General features: G+C 37.0%; 9 protein-coding genes. All 9 read right to left on the bottom strand.

The features are described 5' to 3' along the window. Position 1 precedes the first annotated feature (1 nt). The 9 genes from map to JQC67_RS18035 all read right to left on the bottom strand — a co-directional run bounded on the left by map (position 2) and on the right by JQC67_RS18035 (position 18,678). Complete coding sequence (gene map / locus JQC67_RS18070; protein WP_203254305.1) at positions 2 to 820, bottom strand: type I methionyl aminopeptidase; 819 nt, start codon at positions 818 to 820, stop codon at positions 2 to 4. A 25-nt stretch (positions 821 to 845) separates the two neighbouring features. Next, on the bottom strand, positions 846 to 2,348 hold the full coding sequence (gene gpmI / locus JQC67_RS18065; protein WP_203254304.1) for a 2,3-bisphosphoglycerate-independent phosphoglycerate mutase: 1,503 nt from the start codon (positions 2,346 to 2,348) through the stop codon (positions 846 to 848). 318 nt (positions 2,349 to 2,666) lie between these two features. Beyond that, complete coding sequence (locus JQC67_RS19210) at positions 2,667 to 2,834, bottom strand: DUF6747 family protein (RefSeq protein WP_317198384.1); 168 nt, start codon at positions 2,832 to 2,834, stop codon at positions 2,667 to 2,669. A 160-nt stretch (positions 2,835 to 2,994) separates the two neighbouring features. Continuing rightward, on the bottom strand, positions 2,995 to 3,762 hold the full coding sequence (locus JQC67_RS18060) for a M48 family metalloprotease (protein ID WP_203254303.1): 768 nt from the start codon (positions 3,760 to 3,762) through the stop codon (positions 2,995 to 2,997). Between the two features lie 42 nt (positions 3,763 to 3,804). Continuing rightward, entirely contained in the window at positions 3,805 to 4,545 is a 741-nt protein-coding gene (locus JQC67_RS18055; protein ID WP_203254302.1) for a M15 family metallopeptidase, read from the bottom strand. Between the two features lie 114 nt (positions 4,546 to 4,659). Continuing rightward, positions 4,660 to 5,826, bottom strand: coding sequence for a gliding motility-associated C-terminal domain-containing protein (locus JQC67_RS18050; protein WP_203254301.1), 1,167 nt, complete (start codon positions 5,824 to 5,826; stop codon positions 4,660 to 4,662). A gap of 9 nt (positions 5,827 to 5,835) precedes the next feature. After that, entirely contained in the window at positions 5,836 to 7,287 is a 1,452-nt protein-coding gene (locus JQC67_RS18045; protein ID WP_203254300.1) for a hypothetical protein, read from the bottom strand. A gap of 15 nt (positions 7,288 to 7,302) precedes the next feature. Further along, entirely contained in the window at positions 7,303 to 17,076 is a 9,774-nt protein-coding gene (locus tag JQC67_RS18040; protein ID WP_203254299.1) for a midas domain-containing protein, read from the bottom strand. 441 nt (positions 17,077 to 17,517) lie between these two features. After that, a complete protein-coding gene (locus JQC67_RS18035; RefSeq protein ID WP_203254298.1) occupies positions 17,518 to 18,678 on the bottom strand; it encodes a gliding motility-associated C-terminal domain-containing protein in 1,161 nt (386 codons plus the stop codon). Between the last annotated feature and the right edge of the window lies 1 nt (position 18,679).

Here is an 18,679-nt window from a genome sequence, read left to right as displayed (position 1 = left end):
TCTAAGCTTGAAATTTCTCTTTTCTGAAAGCTACTTCTTCATCGCTTTTTATTCCGAGGGCTTCATAAATATATTGGAATGTTGAGAGCAATTCTGGTTTGCCATCCACAAGAGCCACATCATGTTCAAAATGTGCACTAGGTTTACCATCCGCAGTAAGAATTGTCCAACCGTCTTTTAGTTGCTTAATACGATGTGTGCCTAGATTGGTCATTGGTTCAATGGCTACTACCATGCCGTTGATGAATTTTTTTCCTCGACCTCGTTTGCCATAATTAGGCATTTCTGGATCTTCGTGCATTTTTCTACCTAAGCCATGGCCTACCAATTCGCGTACTACGCCGTAACCATGGTCTTCAGTGTATTTTTGTATGGCATAGCCAACATCACCAACGCGGTTGCCTAATTTAAATTCTTTAATACCAATATAGAGTGATTCTTTAGTAACCTGTAGCAATTTTTTAGTTTCAGAACTTACTTCGCCAACTTCAAAAGTATAGGCGTGATCACCATAAAAATCATTTTTTAATGCACCACAATCAATTGAAATTATATCACCGTCTACTAATGGCGTGTCATTAGGTATACCATGAACGACCTGCGCATTTGGACTCATACATAACGAGTTAGGAAAATTATAAAGGCCTAGAAAACCTGGTATTGCACCGTGATCCCTAATGAAGGCTTCAGCTAACTTGTCTAATTGTAATGAAGTAACCCCTGGTTTTATTTCAGCGGCTAACATTCCTAATGTTTTTGAAACAATCAATGCGCTCTCGCGCATTAATTCAATTTCTTCTGAGGTTTTAATCTTAATCATAAGCAACAAAGGTAAGTAAGACTTTTTAAACTAATGATTTGCATGTCATGGCTGCTGGTTGCGGAACACCAATCATTTTTAAAATTGTAGGTGCAATATCTCCCAAGACTCCATTATGAATTGTTTTAATGTCTTTGTCTATTAAAATAATTGGCACAGGATTGGTAGTATGCGCGGTGTGAGGTGAACCATCTGGGTTTATCATGGTCTCGCAATTGCCATGATCTGCGATTAAAATGGTAGAATAACCATTCTCTAGTCCGGTTTCAATTACTTTTTTAACACAAATATCTACTGCTTCACAAGCTTTTATTGCGGCTTCCATAATACCTGTGTGCCCTACCATATCTCCGTTGGCAAAATTTAGACAAACAAAATCAGCTTCTTGTTTCTTTAAATCTTCAACCAAAGCATCGGTTAATTCGAAGGCACTCATTTCCGGTTTTAAATCATAGGTGGCTACTTTTGGAGAATTTCTAAGGATTCTACTTTCGCCTTTAAATGGTGCTTCTTGACCTCCTGAGAAAAAGAATGTTACATGAGGGTATTTTTCTGTTTCGGCAATTCTTATTTGATTTTTACCTGCATTTGCTAATACTTCACCAAGAGTTTCGGTGATATTATCTTTGTTAAAAACTACGTTTATTCCTTTAAAACTATCGTCATAGTTTGTCATTGTAACATAGTACAGCGGTATTTTTTTTGTACCGTATTCAGGAAAATCATTTTGAGAAAGCATATTGGTTAATTCTCTGCCACGATCTGTTCTAAAATTGAAAAATATCACGACATCATCTGGATCAATTTGACCAGTACTATCAGCAACCAAAGGCTTAATGAATTCATCAGTAACATCATTTTGGTAGTTTGCTTGTAGTGTTTCAATAATATTGTCAGTAGGTTCTCCAACATTATTTATCATTACATCATAAGCTAGTTTTACACGTTCCCATCGATTATCACGATCCATCGCATAATACCTACCTGTTACGGTTGCAATTGAACCTACAGTTTTGCTCATGTGATCCTGCAAACTTTTTACGTAACTGGCTCCTGCCTTTGGATCTACATCTCTACCATCAGTAAATGCGTGTACGTATACTTTTTCTAAGCCATTATCATTTGCAGCGGTTAATAATCCTTTTAAATGATTAATGTGAGAATGAACGCCACCATCACTTAGCAGACCCAAAAAGTGAACTTTTTTATCATTTGCTTTTGCATAATTAAAAGCATCTAAAAGAACTTTTTCATCTTTTAGTGTATTATTCTGAACAGCTAAATTAATTCTTGTAAGTTCTTGATATACTATTCTGCCAGCACCTAAGTTCATATGGCCAACTTCACTATTACCCATTTGGCCCTCTGGTAGGCCAACATTTAAGCCGTCTGTACGCAGCGCAGCATTTGGATATTTCTTGTATAATGAATCTATATATGGTGTTTGGGCATTATCAATTGCTGACACTTTTGGGTCTGGAGAAGTTCCCCAACCGTCTAAAATCATCAAAATAACTTTCTTGTTCATGTGTGAGTTTTATTGCTTTTTCAAAAGTAGAACGATCAAAGTAGTAATGCCAATTTTTTGAATCTTGTTTTCTAATTTTTACAAATAATTAGGGAAAGAGCTAAGTATTTAGTGAATTAATTAATTGAATTGCTTAAAGTGGATCTCGAAACTAAACTATCTGAAGATCTGAGTCTTAAATCAATAGCTTAATTTAATTTTGTGAAGTATGGAATAAGATTCTACAAAGGTGTCTAAAAAATAAAAACCCTAACATATTGTGTTAGGGTTTTTTAACTCTTAATAGTGTTCATGTAAAAGAGTTTCTAAACAATACTTTTAAAAATCAAATCCGGTAAAGGCTTTATAAAAAAACACATAAAATGCCAAGAGAATCATGGCAGCACAAAATACCGAATAAACTTTTAATAGTAATACTAAGGCAAGTGGCTTGCAGTTTGTAAATGCATTTAAATACAGACTTTTGAAATGTAGAATTGTTCCCATATAGTTTCATTTATTGCTGAAACACACAATGTTTTGTGCCTAGCATGATTAATAAAATCAAAGCTATAAGGAGTTAAATCTGAGGCGAAAATAGATTTATGGGAATATCAAATATAAATAAAAGTCTTTAGAAATCAGATGTTTAGCAATATTTAACATATTACTTGTTGCTATATCTTTGAATAGCTTCTTTAATTTTTTCTATACGATTTTCGGGATCTGGGTGTGTGCTTTGCATTTCAGGAACTCTGTTTGGGCCTGCAGCAGCCTTTAAAATTTTCATTACTTCAATCATTTCATGCGGATTATAACCTGCTTGAATCATAAAAAGAACACCAAGATCATCACTTTCTAATTCGTCGTCACGGCCATTGGTTAAAAGTGTGTTTTGGCCAATTCCGCCAACAAGACCACCCATATCACCAACTCCAACGGTTGCACCCATAGTAGCTGTTTTCCAGAAATTACTATCTGCAATTCTTTCTGCAGAATGTCTACCAACAACATGACCAATTTCATGGCCTAAAACACCAGCCAATTGAGCTTCATTTAATTGAGAGAATAGGGCATAGGTGATAAAACATTGTCCGCCGGGTAGCGCAAAAGCATTAATTGTTTGATCATCAGCTAATAAATGAAAATCATATTTATAGGGAGTTTCTCGTGCAATACTATTTTGAACAAGTTTGTTGCCCACAGCATCTACAAAAGCTTGTAAACGTTCATCAGGATAAAGTCCGCCATGTTGTTGTGCCATTTCTGGTGCACTTTGAAGACCAATAGCTATTTCTTGATCCGTTGACATGGCAATATGTTGTGATCTGCCAGTATACGGATTCTCTTCTGTATTACTACATTTTTGAATAAAAGCAAAAGCTACGATGGCTAAACCTATGAAGATACGTATCTTCCAACTACTTCTTCTCATTTTTATAATTTCGTTCTGTACCGTTTCAAGGTACAAAAAGTGTTATAAAAGGGAAGGATTTATATCTAAAATATTGTTTTTTATGTAATTTCTAAGAAAACCAGTAGTGAATTCAGAACTACCTTCAAATTCTTCATTTTTTAAAATTTGCATCAAATTTTTACTTCTGAATTCTGTTAACATTGGTACTGATAATGGAGCATAACTAAAATGCCATGGCTCATATTTAAAACCATTTCTTTTTTCAATATCGGTGTAAACTAAATGAAAATCATACTTCTCTGAATTTTCATCCATCCATTTTTTGAAGTTTTCGAACGGACCACCTCCATAAAATTTATTTGGTATTAAAACATCTCCATCAACTTTAGGATATCCATCGATAACATCAATTTCGGTACCCCAATGGTGTCTGCTAGTACCAGGAATAGTTGAATATTCAATTATTTTGTCAATTGCCTCTAATGGTAACATTCCATCTACATCAGTGTAGCGTATATACTTTCGCTCAAATATCGCAGTTTGCCTATCAAAATTTCTATAGCTAGAAACAATTTTAATATCAATACCGTCACTATAAGCAGCTTTCTTCATCTCAAGAAATGCATCATGTGCCTCTTTTCTCAGATTGATTCCTTCACCGTAAAGCTCAATGTCAACTTTTCCCATAAGTTCAAGAATGCCATACTCAAAATCTTTTGTTTTCGCCGATACAATGCTTGGTAACATTGTTAGGGCCAAACCAGATAAACTACTGTTTTTTATGAATTTTCTTCGTTGCATAGGTTTTATGTTGATTTCTATAGTAAATGTTGTTTAGAACATTACAAGAATGTTGCCAATTATATTTTTTTAGTGGTTTAAATATTAAATTTAATATTTAAATTCTATTAATTATTATTCAGTTACCGATAAATACAGGTAACCTTGGTGTCTTTGTCTAATATCTAGCATGGTAATTATATAAAAGTATACCCCAGATGCAAGGCCAGACCCACGGCTAACAACTGTATTTCTATTTGAAATTCCATTAAAATTATTTTGATAATTCAATTCAGAATATACCAATACACCATAACGATTAAATATTTTAAGCTCATTATTTGGTGATTTTTCAAGTCCATCTAAAACTAAATAATCATTTCTTCCATCACCATTTGGTGTAATAAAATAATTATCTAACTCAATGGTTATAAACTCATTCAACCTTTTGTCGCTCCCGCCAATAGTTAAAAGTTCATAGTCATTTGGAATGAATACATCCGAAGTAATAGATCCACTATTCATTGAACCTTGAGCAGTGGTATTACCAAGATTTACCCACTCGTTATCTTCTTTATGCCAACCTACCACTTTTAAATCTTCAATAGTTTGCCCTAATGTTCTAACATCACTTCTTTCATTCCAAGTTAAGGTAACAGATGAAAGTACATTTCCTTGCAAATGCCAAAATTCTTTATCACTTACTGAAAGATACTCAGATTCTTTTTTGTCTGTTTGATAACTTTTACCAAAGGTTGACGGAGCATTTGGACTTTCAAAGAAGTATGCACATTTTGCATTTAGATTAACAATTGTTGATGCTATTGATAATGGTCGAAGGTATTTTTGATCACCTACTGGAAATGTAAAGTTGTCTTTATTAGTTAAACTTGCATAACCATCTACTGATGATGCATCTTTTTCACCTACATAAAAAGCATTGTCAATAAAGTTAGTATAGACATCTAAATTATTTCTTGGTGTGACTATATTGCCTGTTATTAAATTGCCATTATTTATTATTTCGATTGGAGTTTCTAAGTATAAATTATAGTCCACCATTACCTCTGAATCATAGAAAACGGGTGCATTTGTCCCAGAAACAGTGAGTTCTTTATCATAGCCGTAAAAACCTACTAAACCAAGGTTATTATCAAATACCCCATCATTTATTAAGTCAATATGAAAGCCTACAGTCGTGCCATCATGCACTTGTAGACTGCCAAAATTATGCACAGCATCTTGTGCTACAACAATATTTTGAAGTAGTAACAAAGCCATTAAAATTTTGAGCAGTTTCATGTTTTTAAATTAGTATGTAAATTCAAAGGTTAATGAGGTGTAATTTACTCTACTCCCTGAAGTGGTTTTTGTGGCCCATAACAATAAATCGCCCTCTAATAACATAAATCCAACATCGTTAGTTTGAATATTTACTGAAGTGGATGGACTGGTTAAAATATATGTTCCAATATTAATTATTGAACCATTTCTAAGTACTGATAAGTTAATAGATGGTAGAACAAGACCATTAGTGGAGTTGAAATCATTTTTCATCGAAAATTTAGCCAATGTCGCGTTTGAAGTAATCGGAACTCCAAATTGATTGGCAGTAGAGTAAGAAGGTGTAACACCTGTACCTTTAGCCGCGTTCCAATTTTGATAGCCCATGCCATATTGGTCATGAGGCGAATACCAAGTTGTATAAAAATAAGCCCGACCACTAAAATTCATAAAAAATTTATTATTCGTTTTTCCTGGTGTAATGGAATGCCAAACTGTGCCATTACTCTGTATTTGTAAAATGCTGCTTGCACCAATTGAAGTGCTACTATTTCCTTCGTTATCTAAATATCCTGTTATGGTAATAGCACTATTGTTTTGATTTTTTATAATATAGGTTCGACCATTGCAAGTAGTTGCAGCTGGTAAAACAATGTTACTGTTGTTAGTTATAATTACAGTGTGGTGCGTTTCATTTAGTGATATATTTGAAGTTGCCGTATTAATTGCGGTAGCTATAGATCCTTCTACCTGCAAGGTTGAGTTCGCTAATTGACCTGTATTTATACCTATTCTTGGAAGTGCAGCTTGGCTATCAGAAGCACCTTGTATTCTAAATAATTCTTTTTTTAATGCATCTCGATAATCATATCGTTTAAAAATGAAGGGTTCGGCGCCGTCATCACCAATAACAAATTCTAATTCTCCTGCATTAGAAACGCCATTGGATCCAATTTCAAAAAAATCGGTATTTGCGGCGCTGCCTTTTAATCTAAAATTGCCATCTGATGTGGTATAAAACATAGGTTTATAAAAACTCGCTGCATCTGCTTGAAATTGAAGTGCAGCAACTCCATTGCTTCCTTTCAAATAAGTAAGGTATTGGTCGTTGTTATCGTAATTAGTATATCCTTGGGTAAGACCTAATGTTTGTCTCCTACCAAATTGTAAAATACTAGTTGAATTTGATCTTAAATCCAGAATTGCGTCATTGTTTGTTCCTAGATAGGATCCATTTGTTACTGTGTTTCCGGTAGCTAACCAGTTACTATTAGAAGTGTTTGTCCATAGAGTCCCATTAAAAATCATGACCTGTTTCGTTTCTTCATTGTACAGCATTTGACCTTCACTAGCGCCGGTTAAAGCGTTAATCTCTGAGGTAGTCGCATTCGTTAGGCCAAGTAAAAGCTGACTATCAATTTGGCCGTATATGCTGCCCGTGGTCACGAACAATAGAATTATTAGTAGTTTCTTAATCACGTTTTTGTTGTTTGGTTATAGGTCTAATATTGTAAACATAAATTCAGAATCAAATCTGGCTCTATCTGTTGCGCCATTGTCATTATCGCCAATTATGACTTGAAATCCAGTTGTTGTTTGATTTGAATAGGATATACCTGGGTCGTCATTTCCTGAACCATTTCTACCAGGTTGGGTTAATTGAATGATGTAATTTGCATCTGATACCATACCGGATGGTAAGGTAACTTGGTATCTACCCGTGCTAATTCTTGAAGTAGTAACACCTGTTGTTGCCTTGATAATACTTCCACCACCAGCTATTTTTCCAATTGCTTTTACTGGACTCATAGAATTTACCCATGCGGTTCCTGTTCCGGTAGAGCTAAGAACTTGTCCCGCAGTACCAGGTGAGTTACTTGTGTCTAAAACATCACCTTCTAACTCTAAAGTTTCATTTACAATAACTGTCGTATTATTTGATGTTTCATCAATTCTTAAAGCTTGAATTCCACCAACAGTAAAGCCGATTTCGTCAGCTGCTGGTCTATACATACCTGTATTGGTATCTGCCTGAAATCTATAGGATGGCTCATTAACCGTTCCATTAGAATTTAGCAATCCCTGAGAACGAATAGCCCCGGTAACATGTAGTTTGTTTGTTGGGCTAGCTGTACCAATACCAAAACTATTACTACTATTATCCCAGAATAATTGAGAATTGTTTTCTGATGGATTGCCCAATGCATCTGCAAAAAAGACAGAGCCTGTTGTACCTGAATGTGCTAAATCAGAAAGCGGAACATCTAAATCTCCATTAGAATCTGATATTCTTAAGTAATCTGTGCCGGAGACAGTTACAGTAGTAAAACCTGTGTTTGTTTCGTTTGTGATACTTCCGTCAACTTCGGTAAAATTATTATATATTCCATAAGGTAAGGTTGAGGAACCATCGCCTGTTACAATTATATTGGAATCTCCTGCAACAATTTTTGTTTCAGTACCATCAGCATGTAATGATGATAAATTTGCTGTCCTAGTGGTTGCATCATTTTCAATGCCTAACATTAATTCAAAAGTGGAGCCATTAAAAGCGAATAATTCAATTTTTTGATTATCCGAAGAAACAAATCCTGATAAATCAACGCCAGTCGCACCAGCTTCAGCATTAGTTAAAGTAAGAATATTGGAGGCATCTAAGTTTAAATCAGAAAGTTCATTTGTTTCGTCTGTATCAGTATCCGCAGCAATGTGCGAATCTAAATTTGTTTGCACTGCAGCGATTGCGTTATCGGCATCTAATTCGTTTTGATCGACATCGATTTGAACCGCAGCGATATCACTAGATTCTTCCAAAGTAGAAAGATCTACGGTAACATCATTACCCCCTTCAATATTAATACCTAATTCGCTAGTCGCAGAAAGTGTAGCAGACTCTAAGTTTTGATCATCGGTAGACACAAAACCAGAAAGATCTACTCCAGTTGCACCAGCTTGAGCATTCGTAAGCGTAAGAATATTGGAGGCATCTAAATTTAAATCCGAAAGTTCGTTTGTTTCATCGGTATCGGTATCAGCAGCAACATGCGTATCTAAATTTGTTTGTACTGCAGCTATATCATTAGATTCTTCTAAAGCAGAAAGGTCAACAGTCACATCATTACCACCTTCAATATTAATTCCTAGTTCACTAGTCGCAGAAAGCGTAGCGGATTCCAAGTTTTGATCATCGGTAGAAACGAATCCAGAAAGATCAACGCCAGTTGCACCTGCTTCCGCATTGGTAAGCGTAAGTATATTTGAAGCATCTAAGTTTAAATCAGAAAGTTCGTTTGTTTCATCAGTATCGGTATCAGCAGCAATATGCGTATCTAAGTTTGTTTGCACAGCAGCGATTGCGTTATCGGCATCTAATTCGTTTTGGTCGACATCGGTTTGAACCGCTGCGATATCACTAGACTCTTCCAAAGCAGATAAATCAACAGTAACATCATTACCACCTTCAATATTAATTCCTAATTCGCTAGTCGCAGAAAGCGTAGCCGATTCTAAGTTTTGATCATCAGAAGAAACGAATCCAGAAAGATCAACTCCAGTTGCACCAGCTTCCGCATTCGTAAGCGTAAGTATATTTGAAGCGTCTAAGTTTAAATCAGAAAGTTCGTTTGTTTCGTCTGTATCCGTATCCGCAGCTACATGTGCATCTAAATTTGATTGAACCGCAGCGATATCACTAGACTCTTCTAAAGCAGAAAGGTCAACAGTCACATCATTACCCCCTTCAATATTAATACCCAATTCGCTAGTGGCAGAAAGTGTAGCGGACTCTAAGTTTTGATCATCCGAAGAAACAAATCCTGATAAATCAACACCAGTTGCACCTGCTTCTGCATTCGTAAGCGTAAGAATATTGGAAGCGTCTAAGTTTAAATCAGAAAGTTCGTTTGTTTCATCCGTATCCGTATCAGCCGCAACATGTGCATCTAAATTTGTTTGTACAGTAGCAATATCACTAGATTCTTCTAAGGCGGAAAGGTCAACAGTCACATCATTACCGCCTTCAATATTAATACCTAATTCGCTAGTGGCAGAAAGTGTAGCCGATTCTAAGTTTTGATCATCCGAAGAAACAAATCCTGATAAATCAACGCCAGTTGCACCAGCTTCGGCATTCGTAAGCGTAAGAATATTGGAAGCGTCTAAGTTTAAATCAGAAAGTTCGTTTGTTTCATCTGTATCGGTATCAGCAGCAACATGAGTATCTAAGTTTGTTTGCACAGCAGCGATGGCGTTATCCGCATCCGATTCATTTTGATTAACATCATTTTGTATAGCTGTTTCAGCAGCAGTTGCTCGCGCTACTTCAGCAGCAATCGCATTTGTGTTCGCAGTAATGTCAGCAGATTCTTCTAAAGCAGAAAGGTCAACAGTCACATCATTACCGCCTTCAATATTAATTCCTAATTCACTAGTTGCAGATAGCGTAGCCGATTCTAAGTTTTGATCATCTGAAGAAACGAATCCAGAAAGATCTACTCCAGTTGCACCAGCTTCCGCATTCGTAAGCGTAAGTATATTTGAAGCGTCTAAGTTTAAATCAGAAAGTTCGTTTGTTTCATCAGTATCAGTATCTGCAGCAACATGCGTATCTAAATTTGTTTGTACTGCTGCAATTGCGTTATCTGCATCGGTTTCATTTTGGTCTACATCAGCCTGTACCGCTACAATAGAAGAATCGGCATCAGCCTCATTTTGATCAACATCAGCTTGTACAGCAGCGATATCACTAGACTCTTCTAAAGCAGATAGGTCAACCGTTACATCATTACCACCTTCAATATTTACAGCTAATTCGCTAGTAGCAGAAAGTGTAGCTGATTCTAAGTTTTGGTCATCGGTAGAAACAAAACCAGAAAGATCAACACCTGTTGCACCTGCTTCCGCATTTGTTAGGGTAAGAATATTTGAAGCATCTAAGTTTAAATCAGAAAGTTCGTTTGTTTCGTCTGTATCGGTATCTGCAGCTAAATGTGCATCTAAATTTGTTTGCACAGCAGCGATTGCGTTATCCGCATCGGTTTCATTTAGATCAACATCAGCTTGTACAGCAGCTATATCACTAGATTCCTCTAAAGCAGAGAGGTCAACAGTTACATCATTACCGCCTTCAATATTAATTCCTAGTTCACTAGTTGCAGAAAGCGTAGCGGATTCTAAGTTTTGATCGTCCGAAGAAACGAATCCTGATAAATCAACACCAGTTGCACCTGCTTCCGCATTTGTTAGGGTAAGAATATTTGAAGCATCTAAGTTTAAATCAGAAAGTTCGTTTGTTTCGTCTGTATCGGTATCTGCAGCAATATGCGTATCTAAGTTTGTTTGCACAGCAGCGATTGCGTTATCCGCATCGGTTTCATTTTGATTAACATCATTTTGTATAGCTGTTTCAGCAGCAGTTGCTCGCGCTACTTCAGCAGCAATCGCATTTGTGTTCGTTGTAATGTCAGCAGATTCTTCTAAAGCAGATAAATCAACAGTCACATCATTACCCCCTTCAATATTAATACCTAATTCGCTAGTAGCAGAAAGTGTAGCCGATTCTAAGTTTTGATCATCGGTAGACACAAAACCAGAAAGATCAACACCAGTAGCACCAGCCTCAGCATTCGTAAGTGTAAGTATATTTGAAGCGTCCAAGTTTAAATCAGAAAGTTCGTTTGTTTCATCTGTATCAGTATCGGCAGCAATGTGCGAATCTAAATTTGTTTGCACAGCAGCGATATCACTAGACTCTTCCAAAGCAGATAAATCAACAGTAACATCATTACCCCCTTCAATATTAATTCCTAATTCGCTAGTCGCAGAAAGCGTAGCCGATTCTAAATTTTGATCATCTGAAGAAACAAATCCTGATAAATCAACACCAGTTGCACCTGCTTCCGCATTGGTAAGCGTAAGAATATTGGAAGCATCTAAGTTTAAATCAGAAAGTTCATTTGTTTCATCTGTATCAGTATCGGCAGCAATGTGCGAATCTAAATTTGTTTGCACAGCAGCGATATCATTAGACTCTTCCAAAGCAGAAAGATCAACAGTAACATCGTTACCACCTTCAATATTAATACCTAATTCGCTAGTCGCAGAAAGTGTAGCAGACTCTAAGTTTTGATCATCAGAAGAAACGAATCCTGATAAATCAACACCAGTTGCACCTGCTTCCGCATTTGTTAGGGTAAGAATATTGGAGGCATCTAAATTTAAATCAGAAAGTTCATTTGTTTCATCTGTATCGGTATCAGCAGCAACATGCGTATCTAAATTTGTTTGTACCGCAGCGATTGCGTTATCCGCATCGGTTTCATTTTGGTCTACATCAGCTTGTACAGCTGCGATATCACTAGATTCTTCCAAAGTAGAAAGGTCAACAGTCACATCATTACCGCCTTCAATATTAATACCTAATTCGCTAGTGGCAGAAAGTGTAGCGGACTCTAAGTTTTGATCATCGGTAGAAACGAATCCTGATAAATCAACACCAGTTGCACCTGCTTCCGCATTCGTAAGCGTAAGTATATTGGAAGCGTCTAAGTTTAAATCAGAAAGTTCATTTGTTTCATCTGTATCGGTATCAGCAGCAACATGCGTATCTAAATTTGTTTGTACAGCAGCGATTGCGTTATCCGCATCCGATTCATTTTGATTAACATCATTTTGTATAGCTGTTTCAGCAGCAGTTGCTCGCGCTACTTCAGCAGCAATCGCATTTGTGTTCGCAGTAATGTCAGCAGATTCTTCCAAAGCAGAAAGGTCAACAGTCACATCATTACCGCCTTCAATATTAATACCCAATTCGCTAGTGGCAGACAGTGTAGCCGATTCTAAGTTTTGATCATCAGTAGAAACAAATCCAGAAAGATCAACACCAGTTGCACCTGCTTCCGCATTCGTAAGCGTAAGAATATTGGAAGCATCTAAGTTTAAATCAGAAAGTTCGTTTGTTTCATCGGTATCTGTATCTGCAGCAACATGCGTATCTAAATTTGTTTGTACTGCAGCGATTGCGTTATCTGCATCAGTCTCATTTTGATCAACATCAGCTTGCACAGCTGCGATATCACTAGATTCTTCCAAAGTAGAAAGATCAACAGTAACATCATTACCACCTTCAATATTAATACCCAATTCGCTAGTCGCAGAAAGCGTAGCCGATTCTAAGTTTTGATCGTCCGAAGAAACGAATCCTGATAAATCAACACCAGTTGCACCAGCTTCAGCATTAGTTAAAGTAAGAACATTCGAAGCGTCTAAGTTTAAATCAGAAAGTTCGTTTGTTTCATCCGTATCGGTATCCGCAGCAACATGTGTATCTAAATTTGTTTGCACTGCAGCGATATCACTAGATTCCTCTAAAGCAGATAAATCAACAGTCACATCATTACCGCCTTCAATATTAATTCCTAATTCGCTAGTCGCAGAAAGTGTAGCCGATTCTAAGTTTTGATCATCCGAAGAAACAAATCCTGATAAATCAACGCCAGTTGCACCAGCTTCGGCATTCGTAAGCGTAAGAATATTAGAGGCATCTAAGTTTAAATCAGAAAGCTCGTTGGTTGCATCTTTATCCAAATCCAAAGCTTCAGAAGCAATTATAGCATTAGATAGTTCTGTGTCTGTAGCGAAGGTTGTATTTAAATCAACACCAGTTGCTCCTGCAGCTGCATTAGTTAATTGTACTGTTGTACCTGAAATAGATAAATCAGAAAGTTCGTTAGTTGGGTCGCCATCTAAATCAGGACTGGCGTTTCCACCAACTGCTTCCCAGGTAGTACCATTATATACATATAATTGCCCAGCGGTTTCATCTACATATGTAGTACCAGGATTGCTTGGGGTAACTGTGGGAGCACCGTTTCCTAATAATGAAAGTTCGTTTGTTTCGTCTGTATCAGAATCCGCAGCAACATGCGTATCTAAATTTGTTTGTACTGCAGCAATTGCGTTATCCGCATCGGTTTCATTTTGATTGACATCATCTTGAATTGCTGTTTCAGCAGCAGTTGCTCGCGCTACTTCCGCCGTAATCGCATTTGTGTTTGTAGTAATGTCTGCAGATTCTTCCAAAGCAGATAAATCAACAGTAACATCGTTACCACCTTCAATATTTACAGCTAATTCACTAGTGGCAGAAAGTGTAGCCGATTCTAAGTTTTGATCATCTGAAGAAACAAATCCTGATAAATCAACACCAGTTGCACCAGCTTCGGCATTTGTAAGCGTAAGAATATTGGAAGCGTCTAAGTTTAAATCAGAAAGTTCGTTTGTTTCATCTGTATCAGAATCAGCCGCTACATGTGCATCTAAATTTGTTTGTACAGCAGCTATATCACTAGACTCCTCTAAAGCAGATAGGTCAACCGTTACATCATTACCACCTTCAATATTTACAGCTAATTCACTAGTTGCAGAAAGCGTAGCGGATTCCAAGTTTTGATCATCCGAAGAAACAAAACCAGATAAATCAACGCCAGTCGCACCTGCTTCCGCATTCGTAAGCGTAAGTATATTTGAAGCATCTAAGTTTAAATCCGAAAGTTCATTTGTTTCATCCGTATCGGTATCGGCAGCAACATGAGTATCTAAGTTTGTTTGCACAGCAGCGATTGCGTTATCCGCATCGGTTTCATTTTGGTCTACATCAGCCTGTACCGTTGCAATAGCAGAATCAGCATCAGTCTCATTTTGGTCAACATCGGTTTGAACCGCAGCGATATCGCTAGATTCTTCCAGCGCAGAAAGATCAACGGTAACATCATTACCACCTTCAATATTAATACCTAATTCGCTAGTCGCAGAAAGCGTAGCGGATTCCAAGTTTTGATCATCGGTAGACACAAAACCGGATAAATCAACGCCAGTCGCACCAGCTTCGGCATTCGTAAGCGTAAGTATATTTGAAGCATCTAAGTTTAAATCAGAAAGTTCGTTTGTTTCATCAGTATCAGTATCAGCAGCAACATGCATATCTAAGTTTGTTTGCACAGCTGCAATTGCGTTATCCGCATCCAATTCATTTTGATTAACATCATTTTGTATAGCTGTTTCAGCAGCAGTTGCTCGCGCTACTTCAGCAGCAATCGCATTTGTGTTCGCAGTAATGTCAGCAGATTCTTCCAAAGCAGAAAGGTCAACAGTCACATCATTACCGCCTTCAATATTAATTCCTAGTTCACTAGTCGCAGAAAGCGTAGCCGATTCTAAGTTTTGATCGTCCGAAGAAACGAATCCTGATAAATCAACACCAGTTGCACCTGCTTCCGCATTCGTAAGCGTAAGTATATTTGAAGCGTCTAAGTTTAAATCAGAAAGTTCGTTGGTTTCATCGGTATCAGTATCCGCAGTAACATGTGTATCTAAATTTGTTTGCACAGCAGCGATTGCGTTATCTGCATCGGTTTCATTTTGGTCTACATCAGCCTGTACCGTTGCAATAGCAGAATCGGCATCAGTCTCATTTTGGTCTACATCAGCTTGCACTGCAGCGATATCACTAGACTCCTCTAAAGCAGAAAGATCAACAGTAACATCGTTACCACCTTCAATATTAATTCCTAATTCGCTAGTCGCAGAAAGTGTAGCAGACTCTAAGTTTTGATCATCAGAAGAAACGAATCCTGATAAATCAACACCAGTTGCACCTGCTTCCGCATTTGTTAGGGTAAGAATATTGGAGGCATCTAAATTTAAATCAGAAAGTTCATTTGTTTCATCTGTATCGGTATCAGCAGCTACATGTGTATCTAAATTTGTTTGCACAGCAGCGATTGCGTTATCCGCATCGGTTTCATTTTGGTCTACATCAGCCTGTACCGTTGCAATAGCAGAATCAGCATCAGTCTCATTTTGATCAACATCGGCTTGCACAGCAGCGATATCGCTAGATTCTTCCAAAGCGGATAAATCAACAGTAACATCATTACCCCCTTCAATATTAATACCCAATTCGCTAGTGGCAGAAAGTGTAGCCGATTCTAAGTTTTGATCATCGGTAGAAACGAATCCAGAAAGATCTACTCCAGACGCACCTGCTTCTGCATTCGTAAGCGTAAGTATATTTGAAGCATCTAAGTTTAAATCAGAAAGTTCGTTTGTTTCATCAGTATCAGTATCTGCAGCAACATGCGTATCTAAATTTGTTTGTACTGCTGCAATTGCGTTATCTGCATCGGTTTCATTTTGGTCTACATCAGCCTGTACCGCTGCAATAGAAGAATCGGCATCAGCCTCATTTTGATCAACATCAGCTTGTACAGCAGCGATATCACTAGACTCTTCTAAAGCAGATAGGTCAACCGTCACATCATTTCCCCCTTCAATATTAATTCCTAATTCGCTAGTGGCAGAAAGCGTAGCCGATTCTAAGTTTTGATCATCCGAAGAAATAAATCCAGAAAGATCAACTCCAGTCGCACCAGCTTCAGCATTCGTAAGCGTAAGTATATTCGAAGCATCTAAGTTTAAATCCGAAAGTTCATTTGTTTCATCTGTATCGGTATCAGTAGCTACATGTGAATCTAAATTTGTTTGCACAGCAGCGATTGCGTTATCAGCATCTGATTCGTTTTGGTCAACATCGGTTTGAACCGCAGCGATATCACTAGATTCTTCTAAAGCAGATAAATCCGCTCCAAAAGATGTAGTTCCTTCTTCGACTGTTAAATTGGTACCATCAAAAACTACAGCGGTAATATCATCGTCAGTATTAAGATTTGCTAAGCCAGCAATTGCGGTTTGTACATTGTTTTCATTTGTACCGTCTCCATCTACATCAATAGGCGTAGAGAGCAGAACCTCATTAGCATCTTGATTATCAGTACCCGAAAAAGTTATTGGGTTGCCATCATTGTTGTTAAAAGTAAAATTACCGTTACCGTCGTTTGTTAAAGTTGATTTACTAATTAATATCTCTTGATTGTTTTCATTGGTGTACGATAGTGTACCATCTTTATTGTCTAGTAAGACAGTTGTTGTTTCATTGAAGGTCGTAGAATTACATAGCGATGACCATGTAGTACCGTTGTATTGAAATACGCATCCTTGTTCGGTATTATAAACCATAGCACCAGCTAGTGGTCTAATGCGACTCATTTGAGTATCATCAACTCTGGTTAATATAAATACTTTGGAATCACTTTCCAATTCAAGTATGGAAGATTGATGTATCGTATTCGGATTTTCACCTACTTTGACCTGTGAGTAGCTAAAAGTGAATACAAATAATGTGAAAATAAAAAGAAGTCTCTTAATGTGCATAACAATGGGACTGTGTGTTAACTTACTAGTTACCACCAAATTTAGTCGTGATGCCCACCATTTTTAAATATATGTTGTGTACCGTGTCAATTATGTTGTAAAAAGGCATAGAAATAATTTGTCTATTTTATTCTTGCTAACAAAATTGAAATTGTAATAGGTTAAAAAGCAGATAAAATCGATGAATATTTCTGTTTTAAAATGCTGTTTAGTAAGTCTTTATGTGAATTTAAAACCCTTTTGATGATTTCAAGAAATTTAGAAGCGTGCTAACGTGTTTTTTACCATTTAATTGACAAATAAAATGGAAAACAACATTGTACTAAAAAGTAACTGAGCACTAAGTGAAATTATAAATAAAGCAAGAATTTATTGGTTGCTTGAATTAGAAAATTAAATTTTCAAGATAATTTGGAATCCGTATAATGGATTGAATACTACCTAATTTGCATTTTGAGATGCTAAATATAAAAACCCTTGAAAGTCGAGTCCCAAATCATCCATAGAAATGATATAAAAATAGACACCTGCCGGAAGGCCTTCATCTTTATTTAAAACCAGGCTATTGCCATTTGCAAATCCACCAAACTCATTGACATAATTGCGCTGATCAAATACTTTTAAACCATAACGGTCGAATATTCGCATGTGATTGTTTGGTGAGAGGGCCAATTCAGGGAATTCAAGCACATCATTGATGCCATCACCATTGGGCGTCACTAAATAGTTGTCTAAGTTTATTATATCAGAAGGCTCACCCGCACCACTAAACGTAATTATCTCATAATCATCAGGAACAAAACTTGCAGATACCGCAAATCCTTGTGTAAGGTCACCTGTTGATGTACCGCCTAAACTTACCCATTGGTTAATTGCTTTGCTCCAACCAACGGCTACCACATTATTAGGGTCATCAGTTAAGGCACCAATATTACTGCGCGCGTTCCAACTAATGCTAATTGTAGAAGGTACGCTACCCTCTAAATGCCAAAACTCTACGGTGCTTACTTCACCAATAGTTTCAGATTTTATATTGGTATTAAAACCTGTTGCAAATGTAGCTGCAGTATTAGGGTCTTCAAAAAAATAAGCGCATTTTGCAACTGCATTGGTCGCATTAGAATTTAAAATTAAAGGTCTTAATTGTACCACATCACCAATAGGGAATGTAAAATTCTGCAGATTATTAATACTCGCGTAACCATCTACTTTTGAAATGTCAGCTTCGCCTGTAGAAAAACTGGTGGCTAAGAAGTTTAGCGTATTTGACGGTTGATTGCGAAAAGTAAGTACATCACCTGTAATAAAATTGGCATTGTTTTCCACATTCATGGTTGTATTTAATAATACGCCATTTTGTGTCATGAACTCTGTATCATAAAAGGTGGCCGGAAAAGCACCACTCACTTCTATGATATTCGCTGCACTATAAAAACCTGCTAAACCTTCAGCATCATCAATTACCCCGTCATTAATTAAATGGGTATGAAAACCAATTTTACCTTCTTGATGAATACCTAAGTTACCTTGATTGTACAACCCAGTTTGAGCATTACCCAGGGCAAACATCATAAGTATGAATATGTAGGATAGGTGCTTCATA

Origin of the sequence: Aurantibacter crassamenti (genome assembly GCF_016811105.1) — a bacterium.
Taxonomy (GTDB): Bacteria; Bacteroidota; Bacteroidia; order Flavobacteriales; family Flavobacteriaceae; genus Aurantibacter_A; species Aurantibacter_A crassamenti.
This window is presented reverse-complemented; position numbering and strand designations above follow the sequence as displayed.